The sequence below is a fragment of the Janthinobacterium sp. JC611 genome (genome assembly GCF_018682595.1).
Classification (GTDB): Bacteria; Pseudomonadota; Gammaproteobacteria; order Burkholderiales; family Burkholderiaceae_D; genus Janthinobacterium.
In genome coordinates this window covers 1-18010 of record NZ_JAFLJN010000034.1, presented here as the reverse complement: position 1 = coordinate 18010, position 18010 = coordinate 1, and the positions used below count along the sequence as shown (strand labels likewise).

Genomic DNA, 18010 nt, shown 5'->3' with positions numbered 1-18010 from the left:
TCGTTAAACCACTTTCAATAAGTACACTTTCAATGCGTACGGGTCAGCGCACGGTGCTGACGGGAGGGGCGGCGGCCACGGCGGCGGCGCGCTTCCACGGTTGCGGCGCGGCCGTGGCGCCCGGCTGCAGGCGCTCCTGGCCTTCGATGACGACGGTGTCACCGGCCTTCAAGCCGCCGCTGACCACGTACTGGTGGTTGACGACGTCGCCCACGCTGATGGGTTTCAGGCTGGCCTTGTGCTGGCCATCGAGCACCCAGGCCTGCGCCTGTCCATCGCTGGCGCGCAGGACCGCTTGCTGCGGCAGCAGCACGCCGTCTGGCCGCACGGCGCGGGCGATGCGCGCGCGCACGAACATGCCCGGCAGCAGTTGGCGCTGCGGATTGTCGACCAGCACGCGGATGACGGCGTCGCCCGTGCCCGCATCGACGCTGATGCCCGAGAACAGGATGCGGCCCGTGACGGGATGCGGCCGGCCATCGGCGCCCAGGATGGTGACGGGCAGCTTGTCGGCGCCGCCGCCCTTGCCATCCGCGCCATCCGCGCCCGCCGCTTGCAATGCCGCCAGCGCGGCGGCCGGCTGGCGCACGTCGACATACACCTTGTCGATCTGCTGGATGCGCGCCATCGGCGTGGCATCGGCCATGCCCACGAGCGCGCCTTCCGTCACCAGTTCCGGGCCGATGCGCCCGGCAATGGGCGCCTCGATGCTGGCAAAGGCCAGGTCCAGGCGGCGGCGCGCCAGGCTGGCACGCGCCTGCGCCACGGTGGCTACGGCTTGCTCGCGCTGGGCCACGGCGTCGTCATACGCCTGGCGGCTGATGGCGTCCGCCTCCACCAGCGGTTTCAACCGCTCGGCCTGGCTGCCGGCGCGCTTCGCCGTGGCCACCGCATGCTGCAGCGCGGCGGCGGCCGAATCGACTTCCGCCTGAAACGGCGCCGGGTTCAGCTGGAACAGCTTCTGCCCCGCCTTCACGTCGGCGCCCTGCTCGAACTGGCGGCGCAGCACGATGCCGCCCACTTGCGGGCGGATGTCGGCCGTGCGGAAGGCGGCCACCCTGCCCGGCAATTCATCGCTGAGCACCACGGGCGCGGCCTGCAGCTTGAGGACCGTGACCGCAACGGCGGCGGCGGGCGGCGCGGCGCCCTCTTGCGGCGCGGGTTTGGAACAGGCGGCAAGGCTGAGCAGTGCCGCGGCGATCAACATGTTTTTCCTGGTAAGGTACTTGACTGGCATGACGTTTCTCTATGGCGGATCCCGACCGGCGGTCCGGTCGACAGATAAACGCAGGATAAAAGCCTTGCGTGGATGTTCCGTCAAAGAAATGTGGAGATTCGATGGAGAGCGCGAAGAATGCTAGACTATTTGCATGAACTATCATCACAGCGCCAGCCAGCCCTCGTTTCTTGCCACCACCCCGCCTTCCGCCCTCGTCCTGATCGCCGAAGATGAACCGCAAATCGCCCGCATCCTCGCCGGTTACCTGGAGCGCGACGGCTACCGCACGGCCTACGCCCACGATGGCCAGGAAGCGCTGCAGCAGCACCTGGCGCTGGCGCCGGACCTGCTGCTGCTCGACGTGCAAATGCCCAGGGTCGATGGCTGGGGCGTGCTGGCCGAGGTGCGGCGGCGCGGCGAGACGCCCGTCATCATGCTGACGGCGCGCGACCAGGATGCCGACAAGCTGGCCGCCCTGCGCGTGGGGGCCGACGACTACATCATCAAGCCCTTCAATCCGGCCGAGGTGGTGGCGCGCGTGGCGGCCGTGCTGCGCCGCTCGCGCGTGCGCCACCACCCGGTGGGCGGCCAGCGCCTGCGCTGCGGCCCCATCGAGATCGACCAGGAAACGTATATGGCCAGCGTGCTGCGCGACGGCGCGCCCGTGCCTTTGAGCCTGACCTTGACGGAGTTTCGCCTGCTGGCCCACCTGGCGCGCACGCCGCGCCGCGTCTGCAGCAGGATGGAATTGCTGGAGTCGTGCATGCCCGAGAGCAATTCGATGGAGCGCACGGTGGACAGCCACGTCAGCAAGCTGCGCAAGAAGCTCGAGGAAGCGGGCGTGACGAACATGCCCGCCAGCCTGCGCGGCGTGGGCTATCGCCTGGAAAGCGAAGCCTGATGCGCCTCACGGGCCTGAACCGGCAGATCGTGCTGTCGATGTCCGTGCTGATGGTGTGCAGCATCCTGATTATCTGGATCGGCTCCTGGGCATTCTTCGCCATCGCCTTCAAGATCGATCCCGGCATGCTGTCCGAACCGGACGACTGGTCGCCCAGCACCGTCGAGTGGCTGTGGATCTTCGCCATCACCGTCTTCGGCCTGGGCCTGGCCGCCTTTTTCGCCATCAAGCTCGCCGCGCGCATCTTGAAACCGATCAATTCCGTGATGGACAGCGTGCGCCGCGTGGCGCATGGCGACCTGTCCGCGCGCGCCTTCGCGGGCGACCGCACCTTGGGCGAGACGGCCATGCTGGTCGACGACTTCAACAGCATGGCCGAGCGCCTGCAGCGGGGAGCGCAGGAAAGCCTGACGTGGAATGCGGCCATCGCGCACGAACTGCGCACGCCCGTGACCATCCTGCGCGGCACCTTGCAAGGCGTCGTCGATGGCGTGTTCAAGCCCGAGGAAGTGCCGTTTTCCAGCCTGCTGGCGCAAGTCGAGGACCTGGGCCGCCTGATCGAGGACTTGCGCACCCTGAGCCTGGCCGACAGCGGCCACATGCAGCTGCGCATGGCGTGGACGGACCTGACCCTGGAAATCGAGGAAGTGGGCCGCCTGCTGGCGCAGGAGATGGAAGCGGCCGGTTTTACCCTGCGCTTGCACCTGTCCGACCATCCCGTCTGCTGCGATGCGGCGCGCATCCGGCAAATCGTGCTGGCCTTGCTCGACAACGCCCGCCGCTATGCCCATCCGGGCCTGCTGCGCGTGCGCACGCGCGTGCAGGCCGGCCAGTATATTCTCAGCGTCGAGGATGCGGGCCCCGGCATTGCGGAGGAACTGGCGCCGCATGTGTTCGAGGCCTTCCGCCGCGGCGACAGCGACAGGGTCGACCTGAACGCGGGCAGCGGCCTGGGCCTGGCCGTGGTCGACGCCATCGCGCGCGCGCACGGCGGCAGCGCCGCCTGCACCCGCGCCAAGGCGGGCGGCAGCCTGTTCACGATCAAGTGGCCGGTCGAGCATACGGCCCCGCCGTCCGCCGGCTGACTATACCGCCGGCGCGCGCAGCATGTCGACAAAGGCGCGCAGGACGGCCGGCATCTGCCGCCGGCTCGGGTAGTACAGGAAGTAACGGGGCGGCGGCGGCAGACAGCGCTCCAGCACGCACGCCAGGCGTCCCGCCGCGATATCGGTGCGCGCATCGGCCTCGTACACATACGCCAGTCCCGCGCCATCGCGGGCCGCGCGCAACATCAGCTCATCGTCGTCGAACACCAGCGGGCCGCCGACGGCGATGCTGACGCCTTCCCCGTCCTGCACGAACTCCCACGCGTACTGGCGTCCGCTGGGAAAGCGCCGGCCGATGCAGGCATGCGCCAGCAGCGCGCGCGGCGTGCCTGGCGCCCCATGCGCCGCCAGGTAGGCGGGCGACGCCACCACGACGAAGGGCTGCGGCGCGCCCACGGGCACGGCGATCATGTCGGCCGCCACCTGCTCGCCGAAGCGGATGCCCGCGTCAAAACCGTCGCGCACGATATCGATCATGCCGTCGTCCGTCACCACTTCGACCTGCACGCGCGGATGGCGCGCAACAAAAGAGGCCAGCATGGGCGCCAGCAGCAGCCGCGCAGCCGGACGGGGCACGTTCAGGCGCAGCTTGCCTGCAGGAACGTCCTGCAAGGCGCTCAAGTCCTGCAAGGCATCGTCGATTTCGCGCATGGCCGGCGCCAGGCGCGCCAGCAGCAGCTGCCCCGCCTCGGTCGGCGTGACGCTGCGCGTGGTGCGGTTCAGCAGGCGCACGCCCAGGCGCTCTTCCAGCGCGCGCAGCGCATGGCTGAGGGCGGAGGCGGACACGCCCCGTTCCAGCGCCGCCTGGCGAAAGCTGCGCAGGCGGGCGACGGCGGCAAAGGCCGTCAATTCATTCAGGTCAGCCATCATTCATGAGCCATGTTCAGTAATGCATGCAGGATTAGGTATCTTATCGCATGCAGTCGCTTCATCCATACTGTTTGCATCTTTTTTTGAAAAGGAATGAGCATGGAACACAGAACATTGGGCAAGTCCGGCTTGCGCGTCGCACCCATCGGCCTGGGCTGCATGGGCATGAGCTTTGCCTACGGCGGCGCGGACGAGGCCACCTCGCTGCGCGTGCTGCACCGCGCCGTGGACCTGGGCGTGACCCTGATCGACACGGCGGAAGTGTACGGCCCCTACGCCAACGAGGAATTGGTGGGGCGCGCCCTGAAGCAGTTGCGCGGCAAGGTCCACATCGCCACCAAGTTCGGCTTCAAGATCTTGCCGCACGGCCAGGGAGTGGAGCGCATGGCGGGCGTCGACAGCCGCCCCGAACATATCGTCCAGGCGGTGGACGGCTCGCTGTCACGGCTCGGTATCGACTGCATCGACCTGCTGTACCAGCACCGCGTGGACCCCGCCGTGCCCATCGAAGAGGTGGTGGGCGTCATGGCCGAGTTGGTACGGGCGGGCAAGGTGCGCCACCTGGGGCTGTCGGAAGCGTCGGCCGCCACCGTGCGCCGCGCCCATGCCGTGCATCCAATTGCCGCCGTGCAATCCGAATATTCGCTGTGGAGCCGCGACGTGGAAGCGGAGGTGCTGCCCGTCTGCCGTGAACTGGGCATCGGCTTCGTCCCCTACAGCCCGCTGGGCCGCGGCTTCCTGACGGGCCAACCGCCGTCCGGCGCCACGCTGGCGCGGGACGACTACCGCCACAGCCTGCCCCGCTTCCAGCCGCAGGCGATGGCCGCCAACGGGCAGCTGCTGACAAAATTGCACGACCTGGCGGCGGCGCGCGGCGCCACGGCGGCGCAGCTGGCCCTGGCCTGGCTGCTGGCCCAGGGCGCTGACATCGTGCCGATTCCCGGCGCCCGCAGCCTGGCGCACCTGGAAGAGAACGTGGCCGCCGCGCAGGTCGCCTTGAGCGAAGCCGAGCTGGCCGCCGTCGGCGCCGCCATCGCGCCCGCCAGCGTGCAAGGGGCGCGCTACCCGGACGCGGAACTTGCCATGGTTGGCCTGTAGACGACGGTACTCGGGTGCGCTATTTTGACCGCCGCACTTGAAATGCCTGAATCCGCTATCATTTCTAATCTGAACTATTCATCATGAAAGGGATTTACATGTCCGATTTGCTCGAAACACTGCAATGGCGCTACGCCACCAAGAAGATGGACCCAAGTAAAGTGGTGCCGCAAGACAAGGTCGAGCGCATCCTGGAAGCCGTGCGCCTGACGGCCAGCTCCAGCGGGCTGCATCCTTATGAAGTCTTCGTCGTGACGAATCCGGCCCTGCGCGAGCAGATCAAGCCGCATGCGTGGAACCAGGGCCAAGTGACGGACGCCTCGCACCTGCTGGTGTTTGCCGCCTGGGACAACTACACGGCCGAACGCATCAACGCGCGCTTCGACCTGGTCAACGAAGTGCGCGGCTTCAAGAATGAAGGCTGGGAAGCGTACCGCCAGCAGATCCTCGCCACGTATCCGCAGCGCGACGCGGAAACCAACTACCAGCACGCGGCGCGCCAGGCGTATATCGGCGTGGGCACGGCCCTGATCGCCGCAGCGCAGGAACAGGTCGATTCGACGCCGATGGAAGGTTTTGACCCGGCCAAGGTCGACGAGATCCTGGGCTTGCGCGAAAAAGGCTTGCGCTCCGTCGTGATGCTGCCGCTGGGCTACCGCGCCGACGAAGGCGACTGGCTGGTGGACCTGAAAAAAGTGCGCCCCGCGCGCGCGCAATTCATCACCGAGCTGGCGTAAGCGCCACGCCCGTGACTGAAAAGCGGATGCCCTCGCCGGCATCCGCTTTTTTTTGTCCGTTCAAGCCGCCTGCGGAAAACGCACCGTCACCTGCAGTCCCCTCCCCGCCTCCCCATCGGCCAGCGCGATATCGGCCTGGTGGTGCTCGGCGATGTGGCGCACGATGGACAGGCCCAGGCCGCAACCCCAGGCGTCGTTGCCGTCGGGGCGGAAGAAGCGGTCGAACAGGCGCGCATGGTGCTGGCGCGGCACGCCGGGACCGTTGTCGGACACGCGCAGCAGGGGCCGGCCCCCTTCCAGCGCCGCCTGCAAGTCGACCCTGCCGCCCTGCTGCGTGTAGCGCAAGGCGTTGTCGATCAAGTTATTCAACAACACTTGCAAGCCATCGGGATCGGCCTGCACCAATACCTTGGCCGGCGGCGCATCCACCACGCCCAGGTCGATCGCGCGGCTGTCGGCCAGCGCGCTGTGATCGGCCACGGCCGCTTCCAGCAATTGGCCCAGGTCCACCGTGCGCAGCTGGCTGGAAGTCAAGGCCGTTTCGTGGCGCGCCAGGCTGAGCAGTTGCCGCACGAGGTGCGTGCTGCGGTCCAGCCGTTCGTGCAGCCGCGCCAGCGCCACGCGGCGCTCTTCCTCGCTGGCGGCCCGCTCGGCCACCTGCAGCTGCAGTTTCAGCGCCGTCAGCGGCGAGCGCAATTCATGCGCGGCATCGGCGACAAAGGTGCGCTGCGCCGTCAGCGCCGCCTCGAACTGCCGCATCAAGCCATTCAAGGCCAGCGCCACGGGCCGCAGCTCGGGCGGCATGTCGTCGGCCGCCAGCGGCGTCAGGGCGTCCGGCGAACGGCCCGCCACCGATTCGGCCAGCCGGTGCAGCGGCGCCAGCGCGCGCCCTACGACGGCGACGATCAGCAGCGCCAGGATCAGCGCGAACACCAGCAGGGGCGCGCCGGCCCGCACGGTCATCTGCCAGGCCAGCTGGTCGCGCACGGCCTGCGCCTGCGCCACCTGCACGTAGCGGCCGCGCCGCGTCTCGCCGTACAGGCGCCAGTCCTCGCCGTGCAAGCTGACGTCGGCGAAGCCGGCCAGCGCATAGCGCGGCAATGCCGGCTGGCCCTGCAGGACAGGCAAGGGCTGGCCGTCCTCATCCCACGCCTGCAGCACGAACGCTTCTTCCGGCTCTTGCGCGGCGGCCAGGCCCGCCTGCGGCTCGAACTCGTCGGGCAAGGCCACGGCCAGCTGGCGCAACTGCAAGTCGGCCAGTTCATTGGTTTCTTCCTGCAGCGAGCGGAACAGAGAAATGCCGGCGCCGAGCACGCACAGCAAGGTGGCGACCAGCAAACCGAGCAGCAACTGGCGGCGGATGGTCAGCAAGCTGCCACCCGCATCTTGTAGCCCACGCCGCGCACGGTCTGGATGCAATCCGCACCGAGCTTCTTGCGCAGCTGGTACACGTACACGTCGACGGTATTGCTTTCCACTTCACAATCCCAGCCGTACAGCTTCTCGCTCAGCTGGCGCTTCGACACCACCTTGCCCGGATGGTCGAGCAAGGCGCGCAGCACGGAAAACTCGCGCGGCGGCAGCTTGATCAGCTCCCCCTCGAACGTGACGTCGTGGCTGGCCAGGTCGAGGATCAGCGCGCCATGCTCGATGACGGAGCGCGAACGGCTGACGCGGCGCCGCAGCAGCGCGCGGATGCGCGCCAGCAGCTCGTCGAGGTCGAACGGCTTGACCAGGTAATCGTCGGCGCCGCTGTCGAGTCCTTCCACGCGGGCCGGCGTGCCGTCGCGCGCCGTGATGATCAGCACGGGCAGCTCGGCGCCACGCGCGCGCATGGCGCGCAGCACCTCCATGCCCTCCTTGCCGGGCAAGCCCAGGTCCAGCAGCATCAGATCGTAGGCGAAACCGGCCAGCGCCAGCTCCGCATCGTGGCCATCGCGCACCCAGTCCACGGCATAGCACTCGCCGCGCAAGCCCTCGACCAGGCTTTCCCCGATCATCGGATCGTCTTCCACCAGCAGCACGCGCACCTGGGCCTCTCGCAGTCTTGAAAATACCGCTATCTTAACGTGGCTGGGGGAAGCGCGCCTGGCGCGCCGCCGCTGCGTGTGTCCGGCGCCCGGCGCACGAATTCACGATGCGGTGACTATGTGCGCATTTGGCGCGTTTTTTATGCGGTATATTTTCCTTCCCTTCACGCGTCTGGAAAGGCATGCCATGTCCCATTCCACCCAAGATACCGTCATCGTCAAGGCGGCGATTTATCCGCCCATCGGCATTGCCCGCGTCGGCAACAGCCCCAGCGAATACTTTCTGGGACCGGAGGTGCCGGAACCGGCGCCGCGGCCGGCCGGCTATTACCGCGATGCCTCAGGCGCCATCAAGCGCCAGGCGGCGGGCTTTCGCATCTACGGCCTGAACGCCGCCGGCGTGGCGGTGGCCGAATTAAACGCCGCCAATGCCGACATCGCATGGTCCGTCACCCTGGCCAACACCAAGGCGGCGTGGTACCAGTTCCAGATCGCGCTCGACATTCCCGAGGCGAATGTCACCCAGCCCTCGTTCCTGCGCAACATGGCCGTCACCGACCGCGCGCAACTGTCCATCACGCCGGGCGAGCGCACGATCAGCGGCAGCGAACAGCCGGCCGTCGCCTTCGACAGCGGCAGCTTCATGGGCACGCCCGTCTACCTGGGCGAATTGCGCACGGACGCCATGGGACGGCTGATCGTGCTGGGCGGCCATGGCAAGTCGGCCTCGTGGAATGGCGCGCGCGCCATCACCTTCGCCAACAACGAGGGCTGGTATGACGACACGGCCGACGGCCCCGTCTGCGCCACCGTGCACTACCAGGGCAAGGCCTTGCCCGTCGACATGGCCTGGGTCGTCGTCGCCCCGCCCGACTACGCGCCGCAGCAAAAGTCGGTACGCACCATGTGGGACTTGATGCGCGACTTGTTTGTTTCCGAAGGGAAACTTGCCGCGCCGGCCATTCCCTCGTTCCAGGACGATATCCGTCCCATTTTCGAGCGCCTGTCCAACCTGCAATGGGTCAACGCCGGCTTCGCGGCCGCCTTCGGCTGGGATGGCAGCACGCCGTTCAGCCGCGACGAATGGATGGCGCGCCTGGCCAGCCCATCCGACAACCGCAAGGAATGGCGCAACGTCATCTATAACCAGTTCCGCCAGTTCGAGCGCGACGCCTGGGCGCCATCGCCGTGGCCATGGCTGTATGGCGACGCGATGGCCATCCCGCCGGCGGACACGCCGCGCCAGAATTGCGCGCTGAGCAATCTGCAACTGCGCTTCCTCAAGCAATGGGCGGCCGGCGAGTTCACGGCCGACTATGCGCCCGGCAAGACGCCGCCGCAAAGCCTGGCCGACGTGGACGTGGCCCTGCAACCGGACACCCTGCTGCGCGCGGCCATGGAATTCTGCCTGGCCGACGCCTTCCACCCCGGCTGCGAAATGACCTGGCCCATGCGCCAGGCCAGCATGTACAGCGCGCCGTTCCGTCTGGCGCACCGGCCGCCGGGCTGGGTGGAACCCGACTATGGCGCCGTCTTGACGCCGGATAATATCTCCAGCCCCTGCTCGGCGCAGATCGCCGGCGGCGTGACGCGCTGGATGGCCGTGCCATGGCAAACGGACACGGCCAGCTGCCGCTCCGGCTACCAGTCCGACTACGATCCCTACGTGCCCACCTTCTGGCCCGCGCGCGTGCCGAACCAGGTGATGAGCAAGCTGGCCTACGATACGGTGATGAACCGGGAAGTCCCCGTCGACGACCGCCTGGCCGCCTTCGCCCGGCGCGCCGCGTGGATACGGCCACTGGGCAACATCAGCTATGAAGAACAGATCAACAACATGATCGCCGACCTGGCGCAAGTGGGCGTGGTCGAGGTGCGCCCCGGCCCCACGGACCTGGCCGGCTTCCCCGCGCTCCTGCAGGTGGAAAGCCTGCCGCCACCCGCGGCCGGCAAGCACCTGCTGCGCGCCGCCGCAGGCATACCCGACGAGTTCGTCGACGTCGACCTGGAAGGCACGGAGAAGGCGCGCCATCTGCAGCGACGCCGCTTGTGACCGTGCTGCAGGCCGACGTGCTCATCGTCGGCGCCGGTCCGGCCGGCGCCACGGCCGCCCTGAACCTGGCGGGGCGGCACCGGGTCTTGCTGGTCGACCGGCTGGCCGCGCCGCTGGCGCGCATCGGCGAATCCCTGCCGCCCGCCGCCGCGCGCCTGCTGCGGGACATGGGCTTGCTGGAGGCCTTCCTGCGGCAGGGCCATGCGCCCTACCACGGCAACCGCGCCTGGTGGAACGGCGCCTGGACGGAGCACCACTTCCTCAGCGATCCCGATGGGCACGGCTGGCACCTGGCGCGCGGCACCTTCGACCGCTGGCTGCGCGACGAGGCGCGCCGGCGCGGCGCCGCCCTGCTGGCCTCGGCCAATGTCGCGGCCATCGCGCCCGACGATGGCGGCTGGAAAGTTCGGCTGGCAACGCAACACGGCCCGTGCGACGCGGCGGCGCGCATCGTCATCGACGCCACGGGACGCAGCGCCCGGCTGGCCCGCAAAGTCGGCGCGCGGCGCCAGCGCGGCGACCGGCTGGTATCAGTATGGCAATACGGACAGGACCGCACGCCCTCGGCGCGGGGCTTTGCCCACATCGAGGCGTGCGAAGACGGCTGGTGGTACAGCGCGCCCCTGCCCGGCCGGCGCCGCGTGCTGGCCCTGCATACGGATGCGGATTTACTCGACAGCAAAGCCTTGCGCGATGCCGGCTGGCTGGAAGCGGCGGCGCGCCGCCTGCCGGCCACGCGGGAATTGCTGGAGCAGCAAGGCTACGCGGCCGATACGCCAGCCCTGGCCACGCCCGCCCATACGGCCAGCCTGGACGCCGGCGCCGGCCCAGGCTGGTTCGCCGCCGGCGACGCCGCCCTGAGCTTCGACCCGCTGTCGTCGCAAGGCATCTTCAACGCCCTGTACACGGGCCTGGCCGCGGCCGAGGCCGCCGACCGCACGCTGCGGGGAGAATTGCTGGCTTATCAACACTACCAGGGGGAACTGGCGTCCATCGGCGCCGCGTACGAGCGCCACCTGGCGTACTGCTACGGCCAGGAAACGCGCTGGCCGTCGGCGCCGTTCTGGCGCCGGCGCAGCCAGCCATGGGACAAGCCCTGCAATACGCAGGGCCCGGACATGGCGTCATCAAACGCTTACTGCGCCAGGTAGCGTTCCGAACGGGGACCGTACAGCAGGCCATTCGGCACGCCGGCCGACAGCATGCGCGCATTCGCCGTGCCAGCCAGCGGGTGGCTGGCATCGGTGCTGGTGTTGATGATCTGCTTGACCGCCGCCGTCACCAGCATGCCGACCAGGCCGCCGCCACCGCTGTTATTGCCTTCGTTGCTGGACGCGCTGGCCGCACCCTGCCACAGCAAGGCGCCCGTCTTCAGGTCGACCAGTTTGGCATCGACCGCCACTACCGTCACGCTGTCGATCACGGCGTAGGTCGTGCCATACTTGGAGATCGTCACGTACAGGCCCGCATCGGCGCCGAAGATCTCGTTGAGCTTTTTCGCCTCGACGCCGTGGATATCGGCCGCGTTCGTCAAGCCGTTCTGCTTGAAGGTTTCACCGACCACGGCCACCGGCAGCACATAGTAGCCCGCCTCGGCCAGCGGATAGGTCACTTGCGCGTAGACGCTGTTGCCGGCATTGACTTCCGGCGAGTTGTTCAGCGGCGGCAAGACCACGATGGAACGGGGCTTGGCGGCCTTGAAGGCCGTGTAATCGTAGGCCGCCTGCTTGGTGGCGCAGCCCACCATGAAGATGGCGGGGCCCAGGCACAGGGCCATTTTCAACATGCGCGACATCATAATTTCTCGCCTTTTTTCAATTTACCCAACAGGAAGTCCATATACGGCGTCGATTCCGGGAACAGTTTTTTCTCGTCCTCGAACTGCGCGGCGACCTGCTCCGGCTTGCCGGCGATCGAGTACAGCATGCCCAGGTGGGCATGGAAACCCGGCGGCGCGTGATTGCCTTTCGCAGCGATCACTTGCAAGTCTTTTTCCATGGCGGCCATCTGCTGCTCCGGGCTTTCCCCCTTCAGGTATTCGTACACTTGCGGCTGATAGCCTTCCCATTGGTACAGGGTCTTCGATTGCGTGGCGCAACCGGTCAGGGCGGCACAGGCGAGCGTCGCCAGCAGGGCTGCGCCCTTGTTCATCATTGTCTGTTTCATGGGATACCTTATTGTTTGCGCAATGCGCCCGCTTCGACGCCAGCCACCAGGCGCTCGACCGCTTCGCGCATGGCCAGGTCCAGCACCTTGCCGTTGAGGGTGGCGTCATAGCTGGCGGTGCCGCCAAAACCCAGCACTTCACGGTTCGACAGGCTGTATTCGCCGGCGCCGCCAGCCGAGTACACGACTTCCGAGGTGGCGATATTGACGACGTTCAAGGTGACCTTGGCATACGCCACTTGCGTCTTGCCACGGCCCATGATGCCGAACAGTTGCTTGTCGCCCACTTCCTTGCGGCCAAATTCGGTCACGTCGCCCGTGACGACGAAATCGGCGCCCTTGATATTCTGGCCCTGCTTCTTGAAGTCGGCTTCCTGCTTGAGTTCCGCCATGTTGTCGCGGTCGAGCACATTGAAACGGTTGGAGGTCTGCAGGTGCGCGATCAGGATCGTTTTCGACTGGCTGCCCAGGCGGTCGACGCCATCGGAAAAGATGCCGCGCATGAAGTTGGAGCGGTTGTCGAACTTGCCGACAGCGATCAGGGTGCGTGGACCAACGTAGGGACGGGCCGCGCTGGCAACCGTGGGGACGGCCAAAGCTTGCGAGGATTCGGAAGCGCAGCCAGCCAACGCCGCGCCAATCAGCGCTGCCATCAACAACGCGCCAGGTGTATTCTTGTTCATAGTGCCCTTATGATATGGAGGATCAGGAGCAAGCTGCCAAATTGAATTTGGGCAATTTAATTTCCCAAATGCAATTATATGAGATTGCATGTCTCACAATTCTCTCCAAAAGTAACGATGGCAAAGATTGCATTGTTACGCACCATGTCCAGGCGCAAGCCCTGCTTGACTTCCCAGCTCCGATTCATTAACTTAGCAGTAAAAAAGCAACGGTGCGCCGTCAGCGCCGCATGCCACTGCCGGCCACAGAACCTTGTCCGCCACTGCCCCCTCACCTGGATGGACCTCAAGGCCATGCCGACACACGATCATTCCCCGCCCCATCCGCTGGCCACGGCGCTGGCGCTCTCGCTGGGCGCGGCCGTTGCCCTGGGCCTGTCGCGCTTTTCCTATGGCTTGCTGCTGCCGCCCATGCGCGCCGACCTGGGCTGGTCCTATCTGCTGGCCGGGGCCATGAACACCTTCAATGCGCTCGGCTATTTTCTCGGCGCCCTGGCCACGCCGGCCCTGATGCGCCGCCTGGGCGTGTGGCGCTTGCTGCTCATCGGTTCCGTGCTGGCCAGCATCTTCATGCTGATGTCGGGCCTGGTCAGCGACACGGCCACACTGTTCCTGCAACGCGTGTGCGCGGGCGTGGCCAGCGCCTTCATCTTCATCGCCGGCGGCGTGCTGGCGGCGCGGCTCGGCTCCATGCACAGCCAGCGCGCCGGCTTCTACATCGGCCTGTATTACGGCGGCACGGGATTCGGCATCGCGCTGTCGGCCCTGCTGGTGCCGGCCGCGCTGGCGTCCGCCCTGGAGCACGGCGCCGCGCATGCCTGGCAGTGGCCCTGGCTGGCACTGGGCATCGCCTGCCTGCTCGCCACCGCCATCATGGCCTTGCCGGCGAAAGCGATCGGCGAAGCGCCGCGCGCCCTCGACACGCCGCGGCGCTTCGCCTGGCGCGACTTTTTGCCCAGCCTGGCCGGCTACTGCATGTTCGGCGTCGGCTACATCGGCTACATGACCTTCGTCATCGCCCTGCTCAAGCAGCAAGGCATGCCGCCCGCCTTGATCACGGTGTTCTACACGGTATTGGGCCTGGCGGTGGTGGCGTCGTCGCGCATCTGGGCGCGCATGCTGGACCGCTACAAGGGCGGCGAATCGCTGGCGATATTGAATGGCGTGCTGGGCGCGGCGACCATCCTGCCCGCGCTGACGAGCTTAGTCCCCGTCGTGTTCTTCTCCGGCCTCGTCTTCGGCGCCGTGTTCCTGTCGGTGGTGGCGTCGACCACGGCCCTGGTGCGGCATAACCTGCCGCAGCAATCCTGGACGGCTGGCATCAGCGCCTACACGACGGTATTCGCGCTGGGCCAGATCGTCGGCCCCATCGTCGTCGGCTGGATCGCCGACGGCCCCGCCGGACTGGAACGGGGCTTGATCGCCTCGGCCATCGCCCTCTTCATCGGCGCGGCGCTGGCCGCGCGGCAAAAGGCGCTGGCGGCGGGCGCGTAAGCGACTGTATCGCACATGCATTGGCCCCGCTTATTGCGGTTTGGCATACTTTGCGACGCCTGTTACATCGAACAGTACACAACGCTGGTTTCCAACCACCCAGGCGTCGTGCCCTGGTGGCATATAGAAGACGTCACCCGGGCCATATTCCATTTCGGCGCCATCATTCATCCTTACCACCATCCGTCCCTCAAGGACCATGCCGGTATGAGCTGCCTGGCACGAATCGGTTCCTGCAATCGGTTTTACGTGCAGACTCCAACGCCAGCCAGGCTCAAATTCGCCGCGCCCCATGGTCTGTTCGCCAAGCGTAAAGACAGCCATCCGGCCGGCTCCGTCCTTGAATGGGCGGACTTCGTCCGGCTTATCCAAGGATTTCTTTTCTAACATCGCACTCATGACCCGTCCCTCCTTTGGAATTTCTGGAAGTATTAAATTTCCGAACTGGAATAACTGACACAATATAAAAATCACATCATTTTCCAATATAGTTTAATAATGGAAATTTACAAGCAGAGCACCTGCCGCACTTACCTCAAATGCGGAGACGGATCGTACAATTGAAACTTCCGGGCCAATGCTTCAACATCCATTTACACTGCAGGCATGGCCCACCTTCGCGGAAAGAAAACGATGAACACCGATGCACGAAAAATCCCGGCAACGATGGATACGGAAACGCTGGAATTCATCCAGGGCCTGTTCGCCCTGGTGCGCGAAGGCGATACGCAGCAACTGGGCGCCATGGTGGCTCAGGGCGTGCCAGTGAACTTTCGCAACGAAAAAGGCGACAGCCTGATCATGCTGGCCAGCTACCATGGCCACCTTGAAACGTCACGCCTGCTGCTCGCAGCGGGCGCCGACGCCAACGTCCCGAACGACCAGGGCCAGACGCCCCTGGCCGGCGTGGCCTACAAGGGTTACCTGGACATCGCCGAATTGCTGCTCCGGCACGGCGCCAACGTGGAAGGCAACAGTCCGGATGGCAAGACCCCCTTGATGATGGCCGCCATGTTCAACCGCCTGGCCATCCTCGACCTGCTGCTGCAACACGGCGCCCGCATCGATGCCGTGGACAGCCGCGGCATGACCGCCGCCTCGCTGGCCAAGTCCATGAATGCACAAGAGACCCTGGGCCGCCTGGCCAGCTTGGGGCAGACGGCATAGCTGACGCTGCCGAATGAGTGATGATTCCCATTCGATGGTCAATGAGGTGGCTAAGCGCTTGATTTTTCAGTACTTTCCAAACCATTCAGTTACCGATACCCTCAAAAATACCCTCAGCGGATCTATCTGTCATTGCCGGTTCGTCGCGGACGGAACGGAAGAGGAAAATCCGCTTGTTCAAACCGGTCACCAGATTTTCCTGGCCGATCACGCTTTCGTTTCGGCACATCAGCAATCGTAGCGCTCCGATAAATTTAAGGATACGCCGATCTTCAGCGCGACGCTGTCACCCTGTCATTAACGCCATATCAAGCCAGCTATAGCAGCAGAGACGAGGCAATGGCATACGCTTATCTACCAACCGCTTTTCCATGTCTCATGTCGCCGCCGCTTTTCATGTATCGAACAGGACAGTCAGCCAGGCCGTATCGGCATTTAGTAAAGCGCAACTTGCTGCAGATCGAGACGACCAAGGCTGAGATCGTGTACGAAAGGCGGACCTGGCCCCGGCCCTCACTACTTGGAAACGACCGTGCGCGCCACCTATCTATGATTGTACCAACGTCAATCAATACTCAACTCTCTAAAGATAGACTTAACATTTTAATCCTCGGTTAAGTTATCTAAAATTTCCATTTCAAGGAACTCATCGGAATTAACAATATGTAAATCATATTTATCAACATAAAGAAATAAACCAGGTGGAGTAAACCCTTCCCGCGCCATTTTTTCTGACCATCGAACAAACCCAGCAGCCCTAACGGACAATGTTCCATTTAATGGCGTGCGTTCCATTATCGAGAAATCATAACCGGGGAAATCATTTATCTTTTCAATAAAACCATTCTCCGCAATCTTCATTAATGATGATACATCAACTTCATTTCTTATTTCAGCCTTAGTAACATATGCGGATACTCCATTTTTTTTAAGACATTTTGCAAGCCAAATCATCTTAATCACATCAGAATCCAATTTCATATATCCCTGACACTTCCCGATAAATTTACGTGGAAATTTTTTCACCACAGGATCGCGACGTAAAAATAATTTATGCTTTCCATCACAAAAATCGACTTCGTCATTCAAAAAAATATCATAATTCATTTTAATTCCCATCAAATGTTACAGTCTGACGCCCACTCTTTTTCCAGGCTCTTAAAAAATCCATTAGGAGACGTTAGGAGACGGGGTCAGGTCCGCCATTCCGACACGGCCTCAGCCATTCCGACATTCAAACCTCTGCGCAATCTCAGTGCCGATGTATATAGCTCAGGTATCGTCTACCTGTTTAGATATGGGTGATCATATTCCAACTCGCAGCCTGCCATTTTTCAGGGCCAGGTTGCTTTTGAGTACACTGTTGAATCCTGTCACCCAACTACCAGCGCCATGAGCCAAGCCCTTCACAGCCAAGCCCGCACCACTCATCTGATTCGTGACGAAATCCGCAAATCGACGCTCTCTCAACGGGAACTGGCTGAACGCTACAACGTCAGTCGTCTGACGATCCGCAAGTGGCAGAACCGCGACAGCGCCGAGGATCTTTCGCACCGGCCACGTACCATACACACCACGCTCACGCCTGCGCAGGAATTGATCGTCGTGGAGCTGCGCACCACGCTGCTGCTGCCCACCGACGACCTGCTGGCGGTGGCCCGCGAGTTCGTCAATCCAGCGCTTTCGCGCGCCGCCCTGGGGCGCTGCCTGCGTCGCCATGGTGTCTCCAGCCTGCTTGAACTGGCCGCCCGGGAAACCGATCAGCCCGTCACCAAAAAGTCGTTCAAGGACTACGAGCCCGGCTTTTTACATATGGATATCAAGTACTTGCCGCAGATGCCTGACGAAACCGAACGCCGTTATCTGTTCGTCGCCATCGACCGCGCCACGCGCTGGGTCTTCATGGAGATCTATGCCGACCAGTCCGACAGTAGTAGCACCGACTTCCTGATCAAGCTCAACAAAGCCTGTCCGATCGCCATCGTCAAGCTGCTCACCGACAATGGCAGCCAGTTCACCGACCGCTTTAGCAGCAGGAAAAAAGACCCGGAAACGGGCGACCGGATTCCCAGCGGCAAGCACGCGTTTGACATGCTATGCAAGCAACTGGCGATCGAACATCGCCTGATCCCGCCACGTCATCCGCAGACCAACGGCATGGTGGAACGCTTCAACGGCCGCATCAGCGAGGTCGTCAACCAGACCCGCTTCGCGTCCAGGGCCGAGCTCGAATCAACACTGCGCAATTACCTGAAAATCTATAACCACAACATCCCGCAGCGTGCTCTCAACAACGAAACGCCGATTCAGGCAATGAAGAAATGGCAGGCGAAAAAGCCGGAATTATTTGTTAAACGTGTTTATAACCAGGCGGGTCTTGACATCTACCGAATGACGAGTCCACTACGACTTGAGTTCGTCGGCGCCCTCTATCACGTTACTTCGCGCGGCGACCGGCGCGGCGCCATTTACCGGGACGATACTGA

At 64.3% G+C, this 18010-nt stretch carries 18 protein-coding genes and 2 pseudogenes; 11 read left to right on the top strand and 9 right to left on the bottom strand.

Translation table 11 applies throughout. From position 1 onward, the window contains the following. Window positions 1-43: 43 nt before the first annotated feature. Entirely contained in the window at window positions 44-1207 is a 1164-nt protein-coding gene (locus tag J0O65_RS20735) for an efflux RND transporter periplasmic adaptor subunit (protein ID WP_215409103.1), read from the bottom strand. 163 nt (window positions 1208-1370) lie between these two features. Here J0O65_RS20735 and J0O65_RS20730 point away from each other — a divergent pair, with 163 nt between their 5' ends. Together J0O65_RS20730 and J0O65_RS20725 are read left to right on the top strand one after the other, a co-directional pair. Then, a complete protein-coding gene (locus tag J0O65_RS20730; RefSeq protein ID WP_215409102.1) occupies window positions 1371-2120 on the top strand; it encodes a response regulator in 750 nt (249 codons plus the stop codon). Next, window positions 2120-3205 carry an ATP-binding protein gene (locus J0O65_RS20725; protein ID WP_215409101.1) on the top strand — a complete coding sequence of 362 codons (1086 nt, stop codon included), beginning with the start codon at window positions 2120-2122 and terminating at the stop codon, window positions 3203-3205. The genes J0O65_RS20730 and J0O65_RS20725 overlap by 1 nt, the downstream gene beginning before the upstream one ends. On the opposite strand, the gene J0O65_RS20720 is transcribed toward J0O65_RS20725, so the two are convergent. Next, a complete protein-coding gene (locus tag J0O65_RS20720; protein ID WP_353056227.1) occupies window positions 3206-4096 on the bottom strand; it encodes a LysR family transcriptional regulator in 891 nt (296 codons plus the stop codon). A 99-nt stretch (window positions 4097-4195) separates the two neighbouring features. Here J0O65_RS20720 and J0O65_RS20715 point away from each other — a divergent pair, with 99 nt between their 5' ends. After that, the gene (locus tag J0O65_RS20715; RefSeq protein WP_215409100.1) at window positions 4196-5194 is read left to right on the top strand and encodes an aldo/keto reductase; all 999 of its coding nucleotides are present in this window, start codon (window positions 4196-4198) and stop codon (window positions 5192-5194) included. A gap of 98 nt (window positions 5195-5292) precedes the next feature. Beyond that, complete coding sequence (locus J0O65_RS20710; protein WP_215409099.1) at window positions 5293-5931, top strand: NAD(P)H-dependent oxidoreductase; 639 nt, start codon at window positions 5293-5295, stop codon at window positions 5929-5931. Between the two features lie 60 nt (window positions 5932-5991). Here J0O65_RS20710 and J0O65_RS20705 read toward each other — a convergent pair whose 3' ends face one another. Together J0O65_RS20705 and J0O65_RS20700 are read right to left on the bottom strand one after the other, a co-directional pair. After that, entirely contained in the window at window positions 5992-7302 is a 1311-nt protein-coding gene (locus tag J0O65_RS20705) for an ATP-binding protein (protein ID WP_215409098.1), read from the bottom strand. Continuing rightward, a complete protein-coding gene (locus J0O65_RS20700; protein WP_215409097.1) occupies window positions 7296-7961 on the bottom strand; it encodes a response regulator transcription factor in 666 nt (221 codons plus the stop codon). The genes J0O65_RS20705 and J0O65_RS20700 overlap by 7 nt, the downstream gene beginning before the upstream one ends. A gap of 187 nt (window positions 7962-8148) precedes the next feature. Here J0O65_RS20700 and J0O65_RS20695 point away from each other — a divergent pair, with 187 nt between their 5' ends. Beyond that, window positions 8149-10014: a LodA/GoxA family CTQ-dependent oxidase gene (locus J0O65_RS20695; protein WP_215409096.1), complete on the top strand. Its 1866-nt coding sequence runs from the start codon at window positions 8149-8151 to the stop codon at window positions 10012-10014. Continuing rightward, a complete protein-coding gene (locus J0O65_RS20690; protein WP_215409095.1) occupies window positions 10011-11165 on the top strand; it encodes a tryptophan 7-halogenase in 1155 nt (384 codons plus the stop codon). The genes J0O65_RS20695 and J0O65_RS20690 overlap by 4 nt, the downstream gene beginning before the upstream one ends. Here J0O65_RS20690 and J0O65_RS20685 read toward each other — a convergent pair. The 3 genes from J0O65_RS20685 to J0O65_RS20675 are packed head-to-tail and all read right to left on the bottom strand — an operon-like array spanning window position 11150 to window position 12863. Then, entirely contained in the window at window positions 11150-11812 is a 663-nt protein-coding gene (locus J0O65_RS20685) for a DUF799 domain-containing protein (protein WP_215409094.1), read from the bottom strand. The genes J0O65_RS20690 and J0O65_RS20685 overlap by 16 nt on opposite strands. Then, window positions 11809-12180, bottom strand: coding sequence for a DUF4810 domain-containing protein (locus tag J0O65_RS20680; RefSeq protein WP_251373874.1), 372 nt, complete (start codon window positions 12178-12180; stop codon window positions 11809-11811). The genes J0O65_RS20685 and J0O65_RS20680 overlap by 4 nt, the downstream gene beginning before the upstream one ends. Before the next feature lie 8 nt (window positions 12181-12188). Next, the gene (locus tag J0O65_RS20675; RefSeq protein WP_152253000.1) at window positions 12189-12863 is read right to left on the bottom strand and encodes a CsgG/HfaB family protein; all 675 of its coding nucleotides are present in this window, start codon (window positions 12861-12863) and stop codon (window positions 12189-12191) included. 294 nt (window positions 12864-13157) lie between these two features. Here J0O65_RS20675 and J0O65_RS20670 point away from each other — a divergent pair, with 294 nt between their 5' ends. Then, the gene (locus J0O65_RS20670) at window positions 13158-14357 is read left to right on the top strand and encodes a YbfB/YjiJ family MFS transporter (protein WP_215409093.1); all 1200 of its coding nucleotides are present in this window, start codon (window positions 13158-13160) and stop codon (window positions 14355-14357) included. A 30-nt stretch (window positions 14358-14387) separates the two neighbouring features. Here J0O65_RS20670 and J0O65_RS20665 read toward each other — a convergent pair whose 3' ends face one another. Next, the gene (locus J0O65_RS20665; protein WP_215409092.1) at window positions 14388-14756 is read right to left on the bottom strand and encodes a cupin domain-containing protein; all 369 of its coding nucleotides are present in this window, start codon (window positions 14754-14756) and stop codon (window positions 14388-14390) included. A gap of 234 nt (window positions 14757-14990) precedes the next feature. Here J0O65_RS20665 and J0O65_RS20660 point away from each other — a divergent pair, with 234 nt between their 5' ends. The 3 genes and pseudogenes from J0O65_RS20660 to J0O65_RS28385 form a co-directional block, all read left to right on the top strand. Continuing rightward, complete coding sequence (locus J0O65_RS20660; RefSeq protein ID WP_215409091.1) at window positions 14991-15524, top strand: ankyrin repeat domain-containing protein; 534 nt, start codon at window positions 14991-14993, stop codon at window positions 15522-15524. Between the two features lie 13 nt (window positions 15525-15537). Next, on the top strand, window positions 15538-15765 hold the full coding sequence (locus J0O65_RS20655) for a hypothetical protein (protein ID WP_215409090.1): 228 nt from the start codon (window positions 15538-15540) through the stop codon (window positions 15763-15765). Window positions 15766-15862: 97 nt separating this feature from the next. Next, window positions 15863-16003 (top strand): annotated as a pseudogene (locus tag J0O65_RS28385) (hypothetical protein); the annotation flags it as partial. Between the two features lie 124 nt (window positions 16004-16127). On the opposite strand, the gene J0O65_RS20650 reads toward J0O65_RS28385, so the two are convergent. Continuing rightward, window positions 16128-16631: a hypothetical protein gene (locus J0O65_RS20650; protein ID WP_215409089.1), complete on the bottom strand. Its 504-nt coding sequence runs from the start codon at window positions 16629-16631 to the stop codon at window positions 16128-16130. 285 nt (window positions 16632-16916) lie between these two features. Here J0O65_RS20650 and J0O65_RS20645 point away from each other — a divergent pair. Continuing rightward, a pseudogene (locus tag J0O65_RS20645) lies at window positions 16917-17906 on the top strand (IS481 family transposase); the annotation flags it as partial. Window positions 17907-18010 lie beyond the last annotated feature (104 nt).

Excerpts from the sequence above, each read along its gene's own strand:
- J0O65_RS20735 (WP_215409103.1), bottom strand. The coding sequence starts at position 1,207 with ATGTTGATCGCCGCGGCACTGCTCAGCCTTGCCGCCTGTTCCAAACCC.
- J0O65_RS20730 (WP_215409102.1), top strand. The coding sequence starts at position 1,371 with ATGAACTATCATCACAGCGCCAGCCAGCCCTCGTTTCTTGCCACCACC.
- J0O65_RS20725 (WP_215409101.1), top strand. The coding sequence starts at position 2,120 with ATGCGCCTCACGGGCCTGAACCGGCAGATCGTGCTGTCGATGTCCGTG.
- J0O65_RS20720 (WP_353056227.1), bottom strand. The coding sequence starts at position 4,096 with ATGATGGCTGACCTGAATGAATTGACGGCCTTTGCCGCCGTCGCCCGC.
- J0O65_RS20715 (WP_215409100.1), top strand. The coding sequence starts at position 4,196 with ATGGAACACAGAACATTGGGCAAGTCCGGCTTGCGCGTCGCACCCATC.
- J0O65_RS20710 (WP_215409099.1), top strand. The coding sequence starts at position 5,293 with ATGTCCGATTTGCTCGAAACACTGCAATGGCGCTACGCCACCAAGAAG.
- J0O65_RS20695 (WP_215409096.1), top strand. The coding sequence starts at position 8,149 with ATGTCCCATTCCACCCAAGATACCGTCATCGTCAAGGCGGCGATTTAT.
- J0O65_RS20685 (WP_215409094.1), bottom strand. The coding sequence starts at position 11,812 with ATGATGTCGCGCATGTTGAAAATGGCCCTGTGCCTGGGCCCCGCCATC.
- J0O65_RS20680 (WP_251373874.1), bottom strand. The coding sequence starts at position 12,180 with ATGAAACAGACAATGATGAACAAGGGCGCAGCCCTGCTGGCGACGCTC.
- J0O65_RS20675 (WP_152253000.1), bottom strand. The coding sequence starts at position 12,863 with ATGAACAAGAATACACCTGGCGCGTTGTTGATGGCAGCGCTGATTGGC.
- J0O65_RS20670 (WP_215409093.1), top strand. The coding sequence starts at position 13,158 with ATGCCGACACACGATCATTCCCCGCCCCATCCGCTGGCCACGGCGCTG.
- J0O65_RS20665 (WP_215409092.1), bottom strand. The coding sequence starts at position 14,756 with ATGAGTGCGATGTTAGAAAAGAAATCCTTGGATAAGCCGGACGAAGTC.
- J0O65_RS20660 (WP_215409091.1), top strand. The coding sequence starts at position 14,991 with ATGAACACCGATGCACGAAAAATCCCGGCAACGATGGATACGGAAACG.
- J0O65_RS20655 (WP_215409090.1), top strand. The coding sequence starts at position 15,538 with ATGAGTGATGATTCCCATTCGATGGTCAATGAGGTGGCTAAGCGCTTG.
- J0O65_RS20650 (WP_215409089.1), bottom strand. The coding sequence starts at position 16,631 with ATGAATTATGATATTTTTTTGAATGACGAAGTCGATTTTTGTGATGGA.